Raw genomic sequence first — 21,688 nt, 5'->3', positions numbered from 1 at the left:
TCATGCTTACACCAGAAGAACTGAGTGCCTTAGCGCTTTCAGCCAAAGTAGCGGGCTTTGCCACAGCGGTGTGTCTGCCATTTGCTATCGCCGTAGCATGGTTACTGGCGCGTTATGAATTCAGGGCCAAATTTCTTGTAGAGGCGATATTGCAGATGCCCATGGTGCTACCGCCGGTGGTACTGGGGTATCTTCTGCTCCTGCTGTTTGGTCATCAGGGGATGCTGGGGCAATATCTGCATGCATGGGGAATTCAGCTGATATTTAACTGGAAAGGTGCGGTACTGGCAGCAATCATTGTGGCATTTCCTTTAATGGTACAACCGATTCGTTTGTCTTTTCAAATGATCAACCGGCAATTAGAACAGGTGGCAGGATCTCTAGGCGCTGCACCATGGCGGGTATTCTGTAGCATTAGCCTGCCTCTGGCTTTGCCTGGAATTTTAATCGGTAGCATTTTATGTTTCAGCCGCAGTCTGGGAGAATTTGGTGCCACCATTACCTTTGTTGGCAATATTCCAGAAGAAACCCGCACGATTCCCATCGCCATTTATAGCCTGTTACAACAGCCTGATGGAGAAAGTATGGCTATGCGTTTGGTCATTTTATCTCTGATTCTGGCTTTTTCAGCCTTGATTGCAAATTACTGGATCATGCAGAAGTATCAACGTAAATTGGAGGCTTAAGATGCTGAAGTGTGATTTTCAGTTTAATTACGCAAATTTCCAGCTACAGGCCAGTCTGGATATGCAGACGCAGTTGATTGGTATCGTCGGAGCATCAGGAAGTGGAAAAAGCACCTTTTTAAAAAATATTGCAGGGCTATTAAGACCTTCACAAGGCTTTATTCATTTCCAGCAAAAAATATTATTTGATCATCAGCAGAAACTGAATATTCCTGTTCATCAAAGAAAAATTGCCCTGATTTTTCAGCAAGCCTTGCTGTTTCCGCATCTGAATGTCATGCAGAATTTAAAATATGCAGAACAGCTAAATATAAAAAATAAAGGTCAGCAGAAATTTATGTTTGAAGACATTGTGGAGCTACTCGAATTAAAGGCTCTGCTTCGGCATCGGGCGCATCAGCTTTCTGGTGGACAGGCACAGCGCGTTTCTATCGGTCGTGCACTTTTATCTTCTCCCGACCTATTACTTTTGGATGAGCCTTTAAATGGACTGGATCAAAAGCTGAAAAACCAGATTTTACCTTTTCTGAAAATTGTGATTCATCAAACAAACTTACCCATGATTTATGTAACCCATCATGTAGATGAAGTAGCGTATTTACAGGCGCAGGTGCTGCATTTTGAAAAGGGAAAAATTATTTGATCCAGTACTGCACCGATTTAAACCAGCAATGACTCCGAGCAGGTCATCCTCTCGCTTTTTTGCTAATAATGCCTCAGAAGCTATCTATTTTTCTCTCTATTTTTAAAAATGAAAAGTCTAATTTAAGAGCTTAAATATAAATTATTTTATATAAAACAGTATCTTATTTTATTTTAAAAATAATCTGGCATGACCTATGCATATATCTGATTAAAGTCAAAGAAGACTCAACATTTGTATGACGGCCAATGACGTCCGTTCTGATCGTTACTGATATGCCTCGGCATCATAGTGACTTAAATACGTTCAGTTCTGGTAAGGAAATGGCTATGTCTTCAAATACAAGTCTCAATAAAGCAACAAAAATAAGTCTATTTAACTTCAGTAGTTCAGCGATGCGGGCCTTCCATATGAGTTGGCTCGCTTTTTTTGTCTGTTTCTTTGCATGGTTTGCCTGTGCACCTTTAATGCCTGTCATTGCCGGTGAATTCAGCCTGACCAAAGAGCAGATCGCCAATATCAATATTGCCGCAGTCGCCATTACCATTCTGGTGCGTCTGATCGTGGGGCCGCTGTGTGATAAATACGGTCCGCGTAAAACCTATACCGCCTTATTGATTATTGGCAGTATTCCGGTGTTTGGTGTGGCGTCGGCCAACAGTTATGAATCTTTCTTGTTTTTCCGTTTATTGATTGGCGCCATCGGTGCCAGTTTTGTCATCACCCAATATCATACCAGCATCATGTTTGCGCCGAATGTGGTGGGAACGGCAAATGCAACTACAGCAGGTTGGGGGAATGCCGGTGGCGGTGCGACCCAAGCCCTGATGCCTTTAATGCTGGCTGCTTTGGTCATGTTCGGTGTAGAACAGGCGATGGGATGGAGAATTGCGCTTCTGGTGCCGGGCATTCTGATGATCATTGTCGGTGTACTGTACTGGAAATTCACCCAAGACTGTCCACAAGGCAATTTTAAAGAACTTCGTGCGCAAGGTATTTCTGTTGGTAGCGATAAAAAAGGCGGCCTTGCAATCTTGATGCATGCCGCACGTAACTACCGTGTGTGGATTTTGTTTGGAGCTTATGCAGCCTGTTTTGGTATTGAAATTTTCATCCATAACATTATTGCCTTGTACTTTGTCGACAACTTCCAGTTTGGCCTAAAAGAAGCAGGCATGGCTGCCGGGATTTTTGGTTTACTGGCATTGTTTGCCCGTGCCTTGGGTGGCATTGTTTCAGACAAAGTTGCGATTCAAAAAGGTCTGGATGGTCGAACCAAAGTCCTGTTTGCCTTGATCATGCTGGAAGGTCTGTTTCTTATTCTGTTTTCGCAAATGAATAGTGCAACCTTGGCGATCATGGCAATGACCATCTTTGCCTTGTTTACTCATATGGCATGTGGCGCTACCTATGCACTGGTACCCTTTATCGACCGTGATGCCTTGGGTGGTGTGGCTGGTATTATTGGAGCAGGTGGCAATGTCGGCGCGGTGGCTGCGGGGTTCCTGTTAAAAGGGATACTGGATATTCAAACTACTTTGATGGTACTGGGTGGCTTGGTGGTGATTGCTGCAAGTTGTGTTTTGATGATCCGTTTCTCTGTCGAACATAAAGAAAAAGAACAGCTGTTATATGAACAGGCAGTAAATGAACGTCATCTGGCGGAAGCACAGCAATAACACTACATTCCTGATTTAAAATGAATGAACAAAAAGGATAGCAATATCCTTTTTGTTGTTTTTGCTAACTCACTAATAAAGTGATGAACCCAATATTCAGGATGGGAAAGTATTATTTAAACAGGACAGGAGGATTGAATTCATCGAATAAAAATAAAATTATTTATAGGTTGTAAGTTTAATTTGAGATGAAAAAATTATATATATTTTAATAACGATTTTAAAAAATAAATGAATTTAATGAGTGCAGATAAAATAAAAGCCATTTTCAAAATGGCTTTTATTTTTAGAATGATAAATTAATAGGTTTTGTAAGCTAAAAACTTTCCGGATAATACGACGTTCACCCGATCTCCGTTTGGATTATTCTCACGTTGAATATCCATATTGAAATCAATTGCACTCATAATTCCATCACCAAATTCTTCATGGATCAGTTCTTTAATAGTCATACCATAGACGCTGACAACCTCATACCAGCGATAAATCAGCGGATCTGTCGGCACGCTAGTTGGCAGAGAACCTTTATAGGGTACGATTTGCAGCCAGGCGATGGCTTCATCAGTCAATCCAAATATTTCACCAATTTTTTCTGCCTGTTCTTTATTAAAAGCCATCTGACCCAAACATGCGGCTGTCACCCATTCTTTAGAAAGGCCTATTGTTTCAGCGACATCTGCCCATTTGATAGACTTTAAAACTTTCGCTGAAATAATCATGTCTGTCACTTGTTGACGATGGCTAATCATAATCTTCTCCAATAGCTATATTTAAAAAATGACCGCTATAGATAATGCAGAGATTGTGCCAATATAATTATAAGGATGAAATTTTAAAATAATTTATAGGATTTTTATTAGCCATTTAAAATAAGTGGCATGCTATTTGCTTTTATCTATATTAAATATGGCAACGGCGCCATGACACGATTGATCTGTTTGAATAATACAAGGCAAAGACGCCTAGGGTTGAAATAGACCTTAGGCGTTTTTTATTTGCAAACAGGCAAGTAATTTATATAAAGGGGATAAAAATATGGCTTATCTTGCTCCTGCAGAGTTTGCAAAAAAAGTGGTCGATGCCGGTGAGGCAAAACTTCATATGGCAACGCGTGATGTTTTAATTCGTGCGTTTATGGCAGGTGCAATTCTGGCACTGGCAGCAGTATTTGCCGTGACGATTGCGGTACAAACAGGGGTGCCACTGATCGGTGCGCTGCTATTTCCAGTCGGTTTCTGCATGTTATATCTATTAGGCTATGACCTGCTGACCGGGGTATTTGTATTGACTCCATTAGCCTGGTTAGACAAACGTCCTGGGGTGACGTGGGCACGTATTTTAAAAAACTGGGGACTGGTTTTTTTAGGTAACTTTGCCGGATGTTTAACCGTGGCAGTGTTGATGGCCGCAGTCTATACCATGGGTTTCGCAGCTGAACCGAATGCGGTCGGGGTGAAAATTGCCCATATTGGTGAGGACCGGACTTTGGGCTATGCCGAATATGGTTTTGCTGGCTGGATGACGATTTTTATCCGCGGCATGCTGTGTAACTGGATGGTGTCACTCGGGGTAATTGGCGCCATGATGTCAACCACAGTCAGCGGAAAATTTATCGCGATGTGGATGCCAATCATGCTGTTTTTCGCCATGGGCTTTGAACATTCAGTGGTGAATATGTTCCTGTTCCCATTTGCCATGATGATGGGTGGTGATTTCTCGATTACAGACTATTTCTTGTGGAATGAATTACCGGTGGCATTGGGTAATTTAGTGGGTGGTCTGGCACTGACAGGTCTGGCGCTCTATACCACGCATGTACGTACTGGCGATAAAAAAGAATTCTAATCTGAGCATGATGATTTATGTCTTGAGATTAAAGGGATCAATTCGATCCCTTTTTGAGTATTTAAAATGAATAAAAAATTAAAGATCAGCATCGGGCAATATTCTTCCGCTGGAATCAAAGCACAGAATCAGGATTTCCATGGGGTCTATATTCCTGAAGGCCACGCGCTTAGCAGTAAGGGCATTGCCTGTGCAATTGCAGACGGGATCAGTAGCAGCAATGTCAGCCATATTGCAGCAGAAACTGCAGTCAGCAGTTTTTTATCGGATTATTATTCGACTTCGGATGCATGGAGTACTCAAACTTCAGCGGCACGGGTTATTCGTGCGACTAATTCCTGGCTCTATGCACAAACCCAGCAAAGCCGCGGGCGTTTTGATAAAGACCAGGGTTATGTCTGCACCTTTAGTGCACTGATTTTGAAAAAAAACAGGGCACATATCTTTCATGCTGGCGACAGCCGGATTTATCGCATTCAGGCACAAGCCATTGAACAGTTGACGGCTGATCACCGTGTTTGCCTGTCATCAACAGAACATTATTTAAGTCGTGCACTGGGTGCCGACCATCGTATCGATGTCGATTATCAGCAGCTTGAATTATGTGAAGATGATTTATTTATCTTGATGACAGATGGTGTCTATGAGTTTATTGATATGCAGCTCATATCAGATCTGCTGCAACAGCAACAACATCTGGATATCATTGCCAAGTCTATAGTCGAGCTGGCCTTAAAGCGGGGTAGTGATGACAATCTCACCATTCAAATCATTAAAGTGGAACAGTTGCCTGAGGAGGAATCCTTTCATATCAAGAGCCATGTTTTATTTCCGCAACAGCTGAGTCATGGTGATCTGTTTGAAGGTTATCGGATTGATAAAATCCTGCACCAAAATCATCGCAGCAGCCTCTATTTGGCGCGTGATGAAGCAACACAAAATCGGTTGGTCATTAAAACCTTGTCTGTCGATGTGCAGGATGACCTGAAAGCGGTAGAACAATTTCATTTAGAAGAGTGGGTATCGAAACGCTTAAAACATGAAAATCTGCTGCAATGTTATCCGCATAAGGGCAGCAAGAAGTTTTTATTTCAAAGTTATGAATACTTGCAAGGGGAAAGCCTAAACCGATGGCTGCACCGTCATAAAACTGCTTTAACTTTACAGCAGTTGCTTCCGATCATTGAGCAGGTGGCCAAGGCACTGAATGCCATGCACCGTCTTGAAATGCTGCACCAGGATGTACGACCAGAAAATGTCATGCTGCTCGAACCAGCCGATACCTTGAAAGTGAAACTGATTGATTATGGATCGACTGCGGTCAGAGGTCTGGTTGAACTGAATCCCAAACACGCAGATGTTCCTTTGGGAACCTTGGCCTTTATGGCACCTGAGTATTTTATTGGACGCTCGCCCTCAGTAAAATCAGATCAGTTCTCGCTGGCGGTGATGAGTTATTATTTATTAACCCGACAGTTGCCTTATGGGACGGACCTCGCGCGCTGCAAGACCGAAAAGGCCTTAAAGCAGGTTCGATATCATCCTCTCTATGAGTATCGACCGGATCTGCCACATGGCTTGGACGCAATCTTTAAAAAAGCGCTTTCCATTCGCCCGGAGCAGCGCTATGAAGCACTTTCAGCCTTTATATATGATCTGAAACACCCAGATATCAAATTTAAAAAATCAGTTTCACGCCCTATGCTTGAAAAGCATCCAGTCACTTTCTGGAAATCCTGCACAGCGATTCTTTTTTTGTTATTGCTCTGGGTGTTTGCACTATATTTTAGCCAATGAAAATAATCCAAATAAGCTGTTGAACGATTTTTTTGACTGAAGTAAAAAATCAGATGTGATTTGAGCTGAGATGTAGTCAAAATATCTATTTATTCTTATTGCAGATTTTTCTATTTTTACGATGATTGACTCTGTGTTTTCGAAGATTATCCCTATAAAATAGAAAGTGCAGTTAAAATCTAAGTAAGCATAAAAACATTGGAATAATAATTGCTTATTTTTAATACCATTAGAATAAAAAGGCAGATGAGACATGAAAATTCAATTTTTTAAGCTGATTTTAATCTTGAGCAGCAGCATGGTGATGAGCCAAACCAGTCTCGCCGGAGATGGTGGCTTGCGTTTTGCTGAGAAAAATCAGGAAATAGCGGCACAAATTCAGGCCAAGAAAAAAACGGCAGAAATACAAGCGCAGTCCCTACAAGCAAAAGCCTCTACAGAAACGAAATAGTAAAATAGCACTCATCCAAGAAGGTGAGCTGTTCAGATTAGATCAGATGTATAAGATGTGGTGATGCGAAAAACTAGTCCCTAACTTTTTAATACTGAAAAAAAACTCCCCATCTATTTTAAGAATGGGGAGTTTTTTATTTTGCATCTCAGGGAAAATTACTGAATTTGTTCCTCATCCTGTCTTTCCTGACGCAGCTGATCACGTTGTCTCTGTGGATCATGAAGGCCTAATTGACCTCGCTGGATCTCACGATCCTGTTTTTCTTGAGGATCAAGTTGTTCTTCAGTGAGTTCTTCATCATTTCGATCGATTGGATTCGACATAGTCTTTCATCCTCTAAAATACTTTCTAATTTTTATTGTATGAGTGCAGCAAAATTATTCTGTGACTTTTATGCCTGAGTTAGTTTTCTATCTTGTTGCTGCTGTAAGTTTAATCAATATTTTATGGGTTATTTTAATGATGGTTAAGTTAACCAAGAAAATTAAATTAATGAAATTAAGGGAATAGTAATTTAAATCTATAAACCTAATAGTTGAATATATCTCATTATTCTGGTTTTGAAATGAGAAAAACTAAATAAAATAAGAAAAATGGGTTATGCTTAAGACAGATTAAGTGTCATCCGTCTTTTAAATTTCCGGTATTTTTCATGATAGAACTTCGCCATTTAAGAACTTTAACTGCTCTGCGGGAGCATGGTTCTCTGGTTGCAGCAGCAAGTGATTTATGTTTAACCCCATCAGCCTTGTCACATCAGCTACGTGAACTCGACCAATGGTTTGGCGTCGAAGTGGTCAATCGGCGTAGTCGCCCTGTGAGCTTTTCAAATGTTGGGGAGCGGTTGCTAAAACTGGCAGATGAAATATTACCGCAAGTTCAAATTGCACAGAGTGATATCAGCCGAATTGTGCATGGTCAGACCGGACGAATTGTTTTTTCCTCTGAATGTCATAGCTGTTTTGACTGGTTGATGCCGCTACTCAATCAATACCGGATGCAATATCCGGATGTAGACCTGGACTTTGCCTCAGGTTTTGAGTCGAATCCGCATGAATTATTGCAAACTGGAGAGTTTGATCTTTTAATTACGGCTGATCCGATTGCGCTTAAAGGCATTGAATATTTTCCAATATTTGAATACGAATCACGCTTGGTTTTATCCAATACCCATCCATTAGTACGTGCGAAAGAGATTACTGTTCAGGAACTTGCTGAAGAAACGCTGGTGACTTATCCGGTGGATAAACACCGTTTGGACATCATGTCGCGTTTGTTTATTCCCGCTAATATTCTACCAAAAGCCATTCGTACCACCGACTTGACCCAAATGCTGATTCAGCTGGTGGCAAGTGGTCGCGGGATTGGTGCATTACCTGATTGGGTGGTCAATGAATATGAGCAGAAAGGCTGGGTGACATCACGCCGTTTAGACTGTGTGGCGCCTGAAGGCTTACGTCGAACTTTATATGCAGGCTATCGCACAGAAGAAAAACAGAAAGATTATTTTGAAGGCTTCTTGAAACAGCTGGATCGGTTTTCCAAGAAAAGACAGGTCTATTACAGCTAATTTGCGAATAGTTAAATATATTTAGTCCGTTATTTTTAAAAATCCTGCATCGTCAGGATTTTTAAAAATTGATTGTTTTTCTCTCAAGGATTTCAATTTTTCTATAAGGTGATGAGGTTAATCTTGTCTACTTTAAATCAGAAAAATACAACTTCGGCCAACTTTCGAAATTAAAGAACTGGTTTGGTCGATTATAAATTTTTCTACTTATCACATTTTGCCAGGTGGAAATACATCTGTGCAGAATTAAATTACATATTATTAAATATCAGTTACTTAAAAATTAAGTTCTTGGAACTTGTGAGGATGTGGTTTTGATCTTGCAAGTTGATTTTTAATAAAAAGATTAAATAAAATGAAAAAACATACGCTGATCAGTCAATTTTTTGGCAGAAAATAACTCCTGAAAATAACAATGTTGATCTATGCTACAGCATAATTTTTAAACTGATTTCCTCTCATAAAACGGAATCACTTATACAGGACTGTATAAAATCGCCATGCACATGACAAAAATTCCTCTCAAGAAAAGCCCGCTGAGCCTCATGATTCTGTCGATTGTCTCAGGTCATCTTTATGCTGAAACTGCCGTAGAACCGGACAATGTTCAACAGCTGAATACTATTGTGATCAGCGCTGAGCAAAATGCCAATCCGCAGCAGCAATATCAGAAAGAGCTGGCTCAGGTTTCAGGAGGAACGAATTTCATTGGTGAGCAGCAATTAGAACAGCAGCGACTTGCAACCACAGCCGATGTGTTCCGTTTACAGCCAGGAATTTATGCCCAGTCTGCAGGGAATGAAGGTGCAAAAATATCGATCCGTGGCTCAGGAATCAACCGGACTTCAGGTGCACACGCATCCGGTACGCACGTCCTGATTGACGATATTCCATTTACCGGGCCGGGCGGTACAGCGTATGAACTGCTAGAACCCTGGTGGATTGATCATGTCGGCGTCTATCGCGGAGCCAATGGCTTTAAACAGGGTGGACTGGCCTTAGGTGGAACAATCAACTATAGAACCAAGACCGGCGCAGAGCAGAATGGCTCTGAACTCAAATATGAAATGGGTAGCCATGGCTATCAGAAATATCAGTTTAGTACTGGCCGACAACTCGACAAATTAGATTATTATCTGGCAGTGACGGGTTCACAGTTTGACGGGATTCAAGATCATGCCGAAGGTGATGGCAAAGGTCTGGCTTTTAATCTGGGTTATCAGATCAGTCCGGATATCGAGACCCGCTTTTATGCCCGTTACCGTGAAAGCAAACATTTAACGCCAGGGCGCATTACTCAGGAACAGCTTAAGAATAATCCTGAAGCAGCCAATGATTTTAATCTGACTGTAGATGCCAAGCGGATTCAGCCGGGCAGTACCTGGCTGGCAAATACTACCACCTGGAACTTGCAGGATGATGCCAAACTGACCGGTAGTCTGGCTTATCACCATTATCCATTGGATCTACGTGAAAGTAGTTACCGTACCAATGTCGATTATGAAGATATTAGTGCAAGAATCCAGTATGAGAAACCTTATCAGTTATTCGGTCTTGAACATCAAGGACGAGTTGCTTTTCGAAGTACCACGCACCGTCCGAATAGTGGTGTAACCGAAACAATTCGACGCGATACTACAATTGATGGCACGCTTTATCCGGCAGATACCGTAACACGCCGTTATACCTATCGCGGTTCAGACAATGTGCTGCAATTTGATCAGGAAACTCAGTTGAATGATCAGTTTAAGCTTGATCTAGGATTGGCAGCAGCCTATACCCACCGTGAGAGTGAAGTGACTTATCCTGTGGCTAGTCCTGAAGTCAGCCGCTATGAATGGAATTTCGCCCCGCGTATTGGCCTGACTTATCAGCCAAATGAAACACTACAATGGTTTGCCAATTTAAGCCGTAGTATTGAACCGGCACATCCATGGGCGATGGCATGGTCTTCGCCATACTATTTTGACACTGGTGTCGCTTCAGGGCGGGTACGTGAACCTATTTATCTGGACACGCAAACTGCAAATACTTTAGAACTGGGTGGCCGGGGCCAATCAGCCTGGGGTGATTGGGCACTGAGCTACTATTATTCCAAAGTTAAAAACGAGTTATTAACCTCAGAGTTGATCAAAACCTATGAGGATGGATCGGAACGACCTTCTGAACCAATTGCCGTAGAATCCAATGCAACTCCCACCCTTCATCAAGGTGTAGAACTCAGTCTGGATACACCATTGTATGCATCACAGCAGGGTGAACTTCGCCTACGACAGGCTTATACCTTGAGTGATTTCCAATATAAAAACGATCCTTTATTTGGCAAAAACCAGCTGCCGGGAATTCCAAAACATCTTTATCAGGCGCAGCTCAGTTATGCCTTGAATAACGGTCTTTATGTGGGTCTAAATACAGAATATGCATCGAAGATGGCACATGATTATGCCAATAGCCGCTTCAGTGATGATTATCAGATTTGGGGTATTGATCTGGGATATGCGCCAGAAGATCAGTCATGGAGTGGCTGGGTTAACTTCAAGAACATCACCGATGAAAAATATGCAGCAGTGGTAATTCCAGGCTATGACGACAAAGGTGCAGATTTAGCACGATCTTCACCGGGTGAAGGCTTCTCGACTTATGCAGGCGTGTCGTTTAAATTTTAAAATCATCACTTCATAAAAAAAGCGGGCATTTTTGCCCGCTTTTTTTATTGTCAGCTTATATAAAACTAGCCTTCCAGAATTCCACTGACACCTGTCACAATCATATCAATGGCGATGGTTCCGATTAACAGTGCTGCAACACGACCGACAATATCGACATACAGGTCAATGTAGTTGGAATATTTATGCTGTAAATGATCATGCAGGTATTTCATCAGGATCAGCAGGCTACAGGTCAGAAACAGGGTAAAGAAAATCACCAGAATGGTTTGCATTAAACTGAGCTGAATCCCGGTAATCACGGAAGCCGAAATGGTGCCGGGACCGATCATAAACGGCATGGCAATCGTACCCGCCAGATGACTGGGCGCTCCACGCATCACACCAATCGTATCAGCACCTTCAAAGACATAACGATAGCCAATCACCAGAAAAATAATACCGCCAAAAATCTGGAAGGACTCAAACCGTACATGCAAGACTTCATTAAAGAAGGCTTCACCGGTTTTTGCAAAAATGATGAACACAATAAAGCTGATCAGACTGCCCTGAATCAATGCCATGTTGAATACTTTTGCGTCGGAATTACGGATAATTCCGAGCATATAAATACTCATCAAAAATGGGTTGAGCAGGGAGAAAAACAGGGCAAATGCATTCAAACTTTCTGACATCATTCAGTCCTTCCGTAGTTGAGATATCCTAGATTTTACGATCCGGGAACAGCGGACGTTTACCTGGGCTGATCCGGTTAATATGCAGATACATCATATGGCGTTCATATTTATCCAGGATGTCATTGATCACCTGTTCCTTACTATAACCGACCAGATCGTTGCCCTGAGAGCCTTCAAACAGATAACTTTCCAGACGATAGTAATAACGTTTGGTTCGTTTACCACGTGAACTGAAATTTGGCGTGTCATAGCGTACCGGCCATATTTCATAGACAAAGTTTTCTTCTTCATCGAGCTGAATGGTCAGATCAAGGTGATACAGTTCAGGTTCTTCCTCAAGTGATTTTTCCTGAATATTGACTTGAATGCCTTTGTCAATTAACTCGGTTGCAACGGCCTCGATGGCCGGCTTGCAGACATTATCCAGCATGGTCCGGGTCTGGGACAGGCTTGGATGCAGCATGACCCGGCTCAGACGCTTCTTCCAGTTCAAGATATCCACATTACCGACCACAGGTGCCGCATTCAAACTGGTACTGGCCTGCCGAAAATCCTCCAGACGCAAGGACTTATACAGTCCGGCCATCACAAAGAAAATGACGAAACTAAAAGGCAGACCCATAATAATCGTAGTGTTCTGTAATGCTGTTACGCCATTCGCCATGAGCATTGCCAAAGTCAGCAAACCGATGGCAATGGCCCAGAACACACTCAGCCAGCGCGGTGAATCATGTTCAATATTAGTGAATTTGGTCGTGAAATTTCCCAATACCAATGCCCCGAGTCCGCTGAGGTCACATAGAACAGTAAGCCGGTAATGGTGGCGACACCTGCAGTAAAGGTAAAGCCTGGATACTGCGCCAGCAGATCATAAAAACCATGTGCCGGATTTTCTAAAACTGTCGTAGCAAGTTGAGTATTACCATCAAAAATCACGCTGTATAAAGCACTGTTACCGAAAATAGACAACCAGGTCAGGGTAAATAACAGAGGAATAACCAAAGTCCCGGTGACAAATTCACGAATGGTACGACCACGGGAAATACGGGCCAGGAACAGACCGACAAAAGGTGACCAGGCGATCCACCATGCCCAGAAGAACAGGGTCCAGCTATTCATCCACTCTTTCGGTTGTTCAAAAGGAAAACTGCTTAAAGAAAGCTTCGGGAACTGGCTGATATAGTCACCAAAATTCTGGATCAAGGCGGCTAATAAAAACTCGGTATTTCCTACAAACAGAATGAATAGCAACAGCCCAATTGATACATAGATATTAATTTCAGACAGGATCCGGATGCCTTTATTGACACCCGCAGTGACTGAAATAATAGTAATAATCACAGCAACGGTGATGAGTGCGGTTTGAATCCAGATATTTTCCGGTAAATCAAACAGCACATGCAGGCCATAATTTAATTGCACAACGCCAATCCCGCATGTCGTGGCAATCCCGAAAATTGTGCCGAGTACTGCAGCCGTATCCACAGTATGGCCAATTGGACCATTAATTTTTTACCAAAGATCGGATAAAGTGCTGATCGGATCGTTAGCGGTAAATTGTAGCGGTAACTGAAATAACCCAGGGCGACCCCAATCAGCGCATACATACTCCAGCCAGTTAAACCGTAGTGAAACAGGGTCCACACCATGGACTGGCGCGCAGCTTCAAAGGTTTCACCTTCGCCTACAGGTGGATTCATATAATGGGAAAGCGGTTCCGCCACCGAGAAAAACATCAGGTCAATCCCGATTCCGGCAGAAAATAGCATCGCCGACCAACTCAGCAGGCTGAATTCTGGTTTGGAATGTTTAGGGCCGAGTTTAATCTCGCCATAACGGGAACAGGCGATAAAGACGATAAAAACCAGATACAGCGTTGCCGCCAGCAGATAATACCAGCTAAAGGTACGACTGACCCAGTTTAAGATATTGATAATGACTTGATTGGCTTGTTCATTAAATAAAATGGTAATGATAGAAAACAGCAGGATAAGCGTCGCCGAAAAATAAAAAACCACTTTATTCAGACTATCTTGCTTCTCTTCATTTTTCTTTTGCATAAATCTCTAACCATCGTTTTGTTGCCGGATGATCTACAGTGCAGTGTGATTTAAAAGCAAAAGCCTGCGGTAAAGCTTCCTTGTTTTCATGAATTACAAACTTTTGCAAATCCAAAACAAACTGCGCTGTACATCAAGGGTGAGCTGGCACTATAATTTTTATTAATTGAACGTTCAATTAAAAAAGCGTTTATGAATTGTTACATCATTCAGCTATTTGCTTTAGCAGAGTGATTTTTTATTGTTACATCCGTTATTCAGGTTAGTCCTATGCCCAAAGTTGGTATGCAACCGATCCGTCGTCAGCAACTGATCGATGCCACCTTAGCTGCAGTGAATGAGCTAGGTTTTGCAGAAGCTTCAATTAGTCAGATTGCTCAGAGGGCAGGTGTCTCAACCGGCATCATAAGTCATTATTTTCAAGGTAAAAATGGCTTGATTGAAGCCACAATGCGTTACTTATTGCAGCAATTGGGTAAATCTGTTGCACAGATAAAGATACAGGTTGATGACTTACCGGAGCAGCGCTTACTGGCGATCGTACGTGGTAATTTTGCTGCTCCACAAACCGACAAGGCGGCCATGAAAGTCTGGTTGGCGTTCTGGGCTAGCAGTTTGCATCAACCTGAGTTACATCGGTTACAGCAGATCAATCATTACCGCTTACATTCCAACCTTAAATATGAATTCATGAAAAAGTTGAATAAAGACCAGGCAGAGAAAGCCGCTCAAGGTTTGGCAGCATTGATTGATGGATTCTGGTTAAGAGGTGCTTTGGTAAATGGCGAAATTGACCCAGAACTGCCGATTGAACTGTGTAGTGAATATATCCGGCAACAACTCAAATAACCCACCTGCGAGGAAATTCCGTTGACAACATTCAAACTGCAACGTCCTTATATTCATGGACAATATGTCGATGCAACGTCCAATAGCACGTTTCAAACGATTAATCCTGCAACAGGCGAAATTCTGGCAGACGTGCAGGTATGTACGCGAAAAGATATCGATCGCGCTGTTGAATCGGCACAACAAGGACAAAAAGTCTGGGCAGAAATGACGGCGATTCAACGTTCCCGTATTTTGAACAAGGCTGTTGCCATCCTCCGTGAACGTAATGACGAGCTAGCGCGTTTAGAAAGTCTCGACAGTGGTAAAGCTTTCAGTGAAACATCCACCGTCGATATTGCGACAGGTGCAGATGTACTCGAATACTATGCAGGTATTTTGCCAGCATTAGAAGGCCAGCAAATCCCGCTCAGAAGCAGTTCGTTTGTTTATACTCGCCGTGAACCTTTGGGTGTGGTTGCCGGGATTGGTGCATGGAATTATCCGGTTCAAATTGCCTTATGGAAATCTGCACCTGCACTGGCAGCAGGCAATGCCATGATCTTTAAAGCCAGTGAAGTGACGCCTTTAACTGCATTAAAATTGGCAGAAATTTATACTGAAGCAGGTGTGCCGCATGGTGTCTTTAATGTGGTTACCGGCAGTGGTGAAATTGGTGGTTATCTGACTTCGCATCCTGATATTGCCAAAGTGTCGTTTACCGGTGGCGTTTCTACCGGCAAAAAGGTCATGGCGCAAGCTGCAAATTCTAGCCTGAAAGAAGTCACGATGGAGCTGGGCGGTAAGTCTCCGCTGATTATCTGTGAAGATGCCGATCTGGATTTGGCGGCCGATATTGCCATGATGGCCAATTTCTATAGTTCCGGTCAGGTGTGTACCAACGGTACTCGCGTATTTGTGCCTTTGGCATTGAAAGCAGAATTTGAAGAAAAGATTTTGCAGCGTGTTGAACATATCCGTATGGGTGATCCACTTGATCCTGAAACCAATTTCGGTCCGGTTTCCAGCTTTGAGCATATGGAAAAAGTGCTGGGCTATATCGAAAAAGGCAAGATAGAAGGGGCACGCCTATTATGTGGCGGCGGCCGTGCTAAGGATGAACAGTTTGTCCAAGGAGCTTATGTCCTGCCAACCGTATTTACCGACTGCCGTGATGACATGACGATTATCTGTGAAGAAATTTTTGGTCCAGTCATGAGTATTCTGAGTTATGACTCAGAAGAAGAGGCGATTCGTCGTGCCAATGATACCGAATATGGTTTGGCAGCTGGTGTCGTGACACCGAATCTGGCACGTGCGCATCGTATTATTCATCAAATCGAAGCCGGCATTTGCTGGATTAATACCTGGGGCGAATCACCGGCAGAAATGCCTGTCGGTGGCTATAAACATTCGGGTGTCGGTCGCGAAAACGGTATTGTCACGCTACAGCAATATACCCAGACCAAGTCGGTGCAAGTTGAACTTAGTCCTTTCCAGTCTGTATTTAGCGCATAAGGGAGGATTGGATGAATTACGACTATATTATTATCGGTGCAGGTTCGGCAGGGAATGTACTCGCAGCGCGTTTAACTGAAGATCCGGATGTGAAAGTCCTGTTGCTGGAAGCAGGTGGGCCGGATTACCGTCTAGACTTCAGAACACAAATGCCTGCTGCATTGGCTTATCCATTACAGGGACGACGCTATAACTGGGCCTATCTGACCGATCCCGAACCTCATATGAATAATCGTCGTATGGAGTGCGGGCGCGGAAAAGGTCTGGGCGGTTCTTCATTAATTAACGGCATGTGTTACATTCGCGGTAATGCTATGGATCTTGAACAGTGGGCCAGCCTGAAGGGGCTAGAACACTGGAGCTATGCTGAATGTCTGCCGTATTATAAAAAAGCTGAAACGCGCGATATTGGCGGCAATGATTATCATGGTGATTCTGGACCGGTTTCGGTGGCAACACCTAAAAATGGCAATAATGAACTGTTCCATGCCATGGTCGAGGCAGGTGTACAGGCCGGTTATCCACGTACTGATGACCTGAATGGCTATCAGCAGGAAGGTTTTGGACCGATGGACCGTACCGTAACGCCGCAAGGCCGTCGTTCCAGTACAGCACGTGGTTATCTGGATATGGCCAAAGACCGGGATAATCTCACGATTATTACCCACGCTATGACCAACCGGATTCTGTTTAATCGTAATCAGGCAATTGGTGTGGAATATTTTGAAGGACAAAATACCTTACAGCCGATTCAGGTCTTTGTGGATCGTGAAGTTTTATTATGTGGTGGTGCGATTGCCTCACCGCAAATCCTGCAACGCTCCGGTGTAGGTCCAGCCGAACTGTTAAAAAGTCTGGATATTCCTGTGGTTCAGGATTTGCCAGGTGTGGGTGAAAATCTGCAGGACCATCTGGAAATGTACCTGCAATATAAGTGCAAAAGACCGGTTAGCTTATATCCGGCACTCAAGTGGTATAACCAGCCCATGATTGGTGCGGAGTGGCTGTTTTTAGGTAAAGGTATTGGGGCCAGTAACCAGTTTGAAGCCGGTGGTTTTATCCGCTCCTCAGACGAATTTGACTGGCCCAATATCCAGTATCATTTCCTGCCTGTAGCGATTAATTATAATGGCACCAATGCCATTCATGAACATGGTTTTCAGGCACATGTGGGCTCTATGCGTTCACCGTCACGTGGCCGTGTCCGTCTGAAATCCAAAGACCCCTTTGAGCATCCAAGTATTCTGTTCAACTATATGAGTACCGAGCAGGACTGGCGTGAATTCCGCGATGCCATCCGGATTACCCGGGAAATTATGCATCAGCCGGCATTGGATCCCTATCGTGGTGAAGAAATCAGTCCGGGAAAACATCTACAAACAGATGCTGAAATTGATGAATTTGTTCGTAATCATGCAGAAACCGCGTATCATCCATCATGTAGCTGTAAAATGGGTGAGGATGACATGGCGGTTGTCGATGGTTATGGACGCGTACATGAAATGCAGGGGTTGCGTGTGATTGACGCCTCGATTATGCCTTTGATCATTACCGGTAACCTCAATGCAACTACGATTATGATCGCTGAAAAACTGGCAGACCATATTCGTGGCAAACCTGCTCTTGCGCCTTCATCTGCACCTTTTTACAAGGCGCCTCGCACTTAAATTATGGTTTTATTCCTGCCGCCTAGCAAAGCAGGAGTAAAGCGAATTTCAATTTTGTCCCAAAGCGGAGATAAAACCTCGACTGCTTTCGGTTTTATCTCCGCTTTACTTAATACATTTATATTTTATGAAAATATTCAATCAAACAGTGCTGTTTGGCTGTGCTGCTGTTTCAAGTTTTTACTGTTATGCCGATGATGCGGAAGTAAAAAAAATAGAAGCAAGCGGAAACTTGAGTGTGGTCTCCAAGTACGTCTCCCGTGGTTTGACCAATGCACCTGAAAATGACGACGTTGCTGTACAGGCTGCATTGAATCTGGCTTATGGCAATTTTTATGTTGGATATTGGGGATCTACGCTTGGATACTCTTATGCAGAAGTGCAGGGGCGTCCGGGACATCGTTCAGACAAATTCGAGCATGATTTTCTGCTGGGTTATACCTATAGCAGCGAAAATTATGACTGGGATTTATGGAATGCGACCTATTATTATCCGGGCGGTGAGAACACCACTGGAAATGAGTTGGGCTTAAATGTAAGTCGTGCGTTGAATGATCAAACCAGTATCGGCGCCAGCGTATCGACCTATCTGTATGATGTGGCTTATGCCAATCAGGGCGATACTTTTTATACGCTTAACCTGAATCATCAGTTGAATGATCGCCTGAATGCCAGCATTACAGCAGCAGGAAGCTATTTTAACGATGAAGGCAAATATGAGGGCGGTGAACTGGGCGATACCGAAAAGCAGTTTGCCTTTCGTTATGCTTCTGCCGGACTCAGTTATGCGCTTTTACCGCAGTTGAGTATGTCAGGTGAATATATCTTTGGCGGTTATGACCGCTATGATGACAAGCAGCGTAATCTTGCAGTATTTGCACTGAGTTATGATTTTTAAAATTATGAAATCATTCAGACTAGGCGGGTGAAAATCTGCCTTATCTGCAACTTTGATTAATAGTATAAGCCATGACTTGAAGTTGATTCATGCTCCGGCAGCTCAGGAAAGACTGAGGATCTGGTTTAATCTGCCAGAATTTCAGACAAATATTATCAATTTCATAAAATAATTCTATAATAGCGCCCATTCTCGGCAGCGTTATCCAGACACTTCGTCAAATGGTATAACCTGACCATTTTCTATTTTTCATTCAAGTTCTCCTCCGTGAACCGGCTTGTATATTCAGATTCAGCATCTTATTTGTCCGTGACGGCACATAAGAATATTTAGGTATCCACATGGAAATTAAGGTCAATTATCTCGATAATCTTCGTCAGGAAGCCAAGTTCGATGACTTCACGGTAATCGCCGATCAGCCGATCCGCTATAAAGGCGATGGTTCGGCACCCGGCCCATTCGATTATTTTCTGGCATCTTCAGCTTTATGTGCGGCTTATTTTGTCAAAGTCTATTGCGCGGCACGTGATATTCCGACCGACAATATCCGCCTATCTCAAAACAATATCGTTGATCCTGAAAACCGATATAAACAGATTTTTAAAATTCAGGTGGAACTACCGGCTGATATTTCTGAAAAAGATCGCCAAGGAATTTTACGTTCGATTGACCGTTGTACCGTCAAAAAAGTAATTCAAACCGGTCCTGAATTTGTCATTGAAGAAGTGGAAAGCATTGATGCGGATGCTCAAGCTTTATTGATGCCAAGTCTGGCTTCTGACCATACGACTTTCATTCCGGGTAAGGACCTTCCGCTGGAAGAAACGATTGCCAATATGTCTGCCATTCTGGCAGGCCTTGGCATGAAGATTGAAATCGCGTCTTGGCGTAATATCGTGCCGAATGTGTGGTCGCTACATATCCGTGATGCGCAGTCACCAATGTGCTTTACCAATGGTAAGGGTTCGACCAAAGAAAGTGCGCTGGCATCTGCCTTGGGCGAATTTATTGAGCGTCTGAATTGCAACTTTTTCTATAACGACCAGTTCTGGGGTGAAGATATTGCCAATGCAGAATTTGTGCATTATCCAGATGAAAAATGGTTCCAGCCAGGTCCGAATGGCGAATTACCTGCAGAAGTTCTAGATGAACATACCCGTGAAATTTATGATCCTGAAGATGAGTTGTTAGGTACCCATCTTTATGATACCAACTCGGGAAACAAGGCTCGTGGTATCTGCTCACTCCCATTTGTACGTCAGTCTGATGGTGAAACCGTTTATTTTCCGTCGAATCTGATCGAAAACCTGTACTTAAGTAATGGTATGAGCGCCGGTAATACGCTGGCTGAAGCACAAGTACAGTGTCTGTCTGAAATTTTTGAGCGTGCTGTTAAACGTGAAATTCTGGAAGGTGAGCTTGCACTTCCGGATGTGCCTGAACAGGTTCTGGCAAAATATCCAAAAATTGTTGAAGGCATTAAGGGTCTGGAAGAACAGGGCTTCCCGGTTCTGGTCAAAGATGCTTCACTAGGCGGTCAGTTCCCGGTCATGTGCGTTACCTTGATGAACCCGCGTACCGGCGGTGTATTTGCCTCATTCGGTGCCCATCCTAACTTTGAAGTAGCATTAGAACGCAGTCTGACTGAACTTTTACAAGGCCGTAGTTTTGAAGGTCTGAATGATCTGCCAAAACCAACTTTTAGCAGCAATGCAGTAACTGAACCGAATAACTTCGTCGAACATTTTATTGACTCAAGCGGTGTGGTGTCTTGGCGTTTCTTCAGCGCGAAATCAGATTATGATTTTGTCGAGTGGGATTTCACTAATAACGGTCAAAACTCGAATGCGGATGAAGCTCAGGAATTATTCACAATTCTGGAAGACATGGGCCATGAAGTTTATATGGCGGTGTATCAGCATCTAGGTGCAACAGCTTGCCGTATTCTGGTACCGGGCTATTCGGAAATTTATCTGGTAGAAGATCTGGTTTGGGACAATACCAACAAGGCTTTGTTATATCGTGAAGATATCCTGAATCTGCACCGTCTGGATGATGAACAATTGGAAGCATTGGTTGAGCGTCTGGAAGAAGCAGATGAGGATGACTATACCGAAATCAAAACCTTGATCGGTATCGAGTTCGATGAAAATACTGAATGGGGCCAACTCACTATTCTTGAACTGAAACTACTGATTTATGTGGCTTTGCAGCAATTTGAAGAAGCCAAAGATCTGGTTGAGCAGTTCCTGCAGTTCAATACCAATACCGTTGAACGTGGCCTGTTCTACCAGTGCATGAATGTCGTTCTGGAAGTCATTCTGGATGATGAAATGGAACTGGAAGATTATGAACACAACTTCCGTCGTATGTTTGGTGATGCCCGTATGGATGCCGTTTTAGGTTCAATTGAAGGAACAGTCCGTTTCTATGGTTTGACCGAAACCAACATGCAGCTTGAAGGGCTGGATCGTCATCTACGTTTAATTGACAGCTATAAGAAATTGCATGCAGCGCGTGCCAAGTTTGTGGCTCAGCAATAATCCATAGAAGAATGACTAAAATTTTTCGTCATTTGTTTTAAATCTTAAAAAATGGCTTACTCGGTTTCGAGTAGGCTATTTTTATCTCTGACCCTATATGCAATCTTTTCTATTTTTCTATTTTTCTATTTTTCTATTTTTCTATTTTTCTATTTGA

General features: G+C 43.0%; 16 protein-coding genes and 1 pseudogene. 13 read left to right on the top strand and 4 right to left on the bottom strand.

Annotated features, from left to right (window positions below; all coding sequences use genetic code 11):
- Positions 1-2 precede the first annotated feature (2 nt).
- The 3 genes from modB to HGD77_RS07850 all read left to right on the top strand — a co-directional run bounded on the left by modB (position 3) and on the right by HGD77_RS07850 (position 3,008).
- Positions 3-686 carry a molybdate ABC transporter permease subunit gene (gene modB / locus HGD77_RS07860; RefSeq protein ID WP_005266364.1) on the top strand — a complete coding sequence of 228 codons (684 nt, stop codon included), beginning with the start codon at positions 3-5 and terminating at the stop codon, positions 684-686.
- 1 nt (position 687) lies between these two features.
- Positions 688-1,329, top strand: coding sequence for an ATP-binding cassette domain-containing protein (locus tag HGD77_RS07855; RefSeq protein ID WP_005266365.1), 642 nt, complete (start codon positions 688-690; stop codon positions 1,327-1,329).
- A 329-nt stretch (positions 1,330-1,658) separates the two neighbouring features.
- Complete coding sequence (locus HGD77_RS07850) at positions 1,659-3,008, top strand: MFS transporter (protein WP_005266366.1); 1,350 nt, start codon at positions 1,659-1,661, stop codon at positions 3,006-3,008.
- A gap of 299 nt (positions 3,009-3,307) precedes the next feature.
- On the opposite strand, the gene cynS is transcribed toward HGD77_RS07850, so the two are convergent.
- A complete protein-coding gene (gene cynS / locus HGD77_RS07845) occupies positions 3,308-3,757 on the bottom strand; it encodes a cyanase (RefSeq protein WP_168730775.1) in 450 nt (149 codons plus the stop codon).
- 286 nt (positions 3,758-4,043) lie between these two features.
- Between cynS and HGD77_RS07840 the strand changes: the two genes are divergently transcribed.
- The 3 genes from HGD77_RS07840 to HGD77_RS07830 all read left to right on the top strand — a co-directional run bounded on the left by HGD77_RS07840 (position 4,044) and on the right by HGD77_RS07830 (position 7,101).
- The gene (locus HGD77_RS07840) at positions 4,044-4,853 is read left to right on the top strand and encodes a formate/nitrite transporter family protein (protein ID WP_004280337.1); all 810 of its coding nucleotides are present in this window, start codon (positions 4,044-4,046) and stop codon (positions 4,851-4,853) included.
- Between the two features lie 66 nt (positions 4,854-4,919).
- The gene (locus tag HGD77_RS07835; protein WP_005266368.1) at positions 4,920-6,650 is read left to right on the top strand and encodes a bifunctional protein-serine/threonine kinase/phosphatase; all 1,731 of its coding nucleotides are present in this window, start codon (positions 4,920-4,922) and stop codon (positions 6,648-6,650) included.
- A 253-nt stretch (positions 6,651-6,903) separates the two neighbouring features.
- On the top strand, positions 6,904-7,101 hold the full coding sequence (locus tag HGD77_RS07830) for a hypothetical protein (RefSeq protein ID WP_004646985.1): 198 nt from the start codon (positions 6,904-6,906) through the stop codon (positions 7,099-7,101).
- Between the two features lie 158 nt (positions 7,102-7,259).
- Here HGD77_RS07830 and HGD77_RS07825 read toward each other — a convergent pair whose 3' ends face one another.
- Complete coding sequence (locus tag HGD77_RS07825; RefSeq protein WP_004280333.1) at positions 7,260-7,427, bottom strand: hypothetical protein; 168 nt, start codon at positions 7,425-7,427, stop codon at positions 7,260-7,262.
- A 329-nt stretch (positions 7,428-7,756) separates the two neighbouring features.
- Here HGD77_RS07825 and HGD77_RS07820 point away from each other — a divergent pair, with 329 nt between their 5' ends.
- The gene (locus tag HGD77_RS07820; RefSeq protein ID WP_004280332.1) at positions 7,757-8,674 is read left to right on the top strand and encodes a LysR family transcriptional regulator; all 918 of its coding nucleotides are present in this window, start codon (positions 7,757-7,759) and stop codon (positions 8,672-8,674) included.
- A gap of 500 nt (positions 8,675-9,174) precedes the next feature.
- Positions 9,175-11,340 carry a TonB-dependent receptor family protein gene (locus tag HGD77_RS07815; RefSeq protein ID WP_005266371.1) on the top strand — a complete coding sequence of 722 codons (2,166 nt, stop codon included), beginning with the start codon at positions 9,175-9,177 and terminating at the stop codon, positions 11,338-11,340.
- Between the two features lie 65 nt (positions 11,341-11,405).
- Here the strand turns inward: HGD77_RS07815 and HGD77_RS07810 are convergent, their stop codons facing one another.
- Positions 11,406-12,014: a MarC family protein gene (locus tag HGD77_RS07810; RefSeq protein ID WP_005266373.1), complete on the bottom strand. Its 609-nt coding sequence runs from the start codon at positions 12,012-12,014 to the stop codon at positions 11,406-11,408.
- A gap of 28 nt (positions 12,015-12,042) precedes the next feature.
- Positions 12,043-14,077, bottom strand: a pseudogene (locus tag HGD77_RS07805) (choline transporter).
- A gap of 270 nt (positions 14,078-14,347) precedes the next feature.
- Here HGD77_RS07805 and betI point away from each other — a divergent pair.
- The 5 genes from betI to HGD77_RS07780 all read left to right on the top strand — a co-directional run bounded on the left by betI (position 14,348) and on the right by HGD77_RS07780 (position 21,531).
- Complete coding sequence (gene betI, locus HGD77_RS07800; RefSeq protein WP_004731001.1) at positions 14,348-14,926, top strand: transcriptional regulator BetI; 579 nt, start codon at positions 14,348-14,350, stop codon at positions 14,924-14,926.
- Positions 14,927-14,947: 21 nt separating this feature from the next.
- Entirely contained in the window at positions 14,948-16,423 is a 1,476-nt protein-coding gene (gene betB / locus HGD77_RS07795; protein ID WP_004730999.1) for a betaine-aldehyde dehydrogenase, read from the top strand.
- A gap of 11 nt (positions 16,424-16,434) precedes the next feature.
- Positions 16,435-18,090: a choline dehydrogenase gene (betA, locus tag HGD77_RS07790; RefSeq protein WP_004730996.1), complete on the top strand. Its 1,656-nt coding sequence runs from the start codon at positions 16,435-16,437 to the stop codon at positions 18,088-18,090.
- A 127-nt stretch (positions 18,091-18,217) separates the two neighbouring features.
- Positions 18,218-18,988, top strand: coding sequence for a hypothetical protein (locus tag HGD77_RS07785; RefSeq protein ID WP_004730994.1), 771 nt, complete (start codon positions 18,218-18,220; stop codon positions 18,986-18,988).
- A gap of 341 nt (positions 18,989-19,329) precedes the next feature.
- Positions 19,330-21,531 (top strand): OsmC domain/YcaO domain-containing protein, encoded by a 2,202-nt coding sequence (locus HGD77_RS07780; RefSeq protein ID WP_004730992.1) that lies wholly within the window; start codon positions 19,330-19,332, stop codon positions 21,529-21,531.
- The last annotated feature ends 157 nt before the right edge of the window (positions 21,532-21,688 follow it).

The organism is Acinetobacter sp. NEB149 (assembly GCF_012516415.1).
Taxonomy (GTDB): Bacteria; Pseudomonadota; Gammaproteobacteria; order Pseudomonadales; family Moraxellaceae; genus Acinetobacter; species Acinetobacter lwoffii_V.
This window is presented reverse-complemented; position numbering and strand designations above follow the sequence as displayed.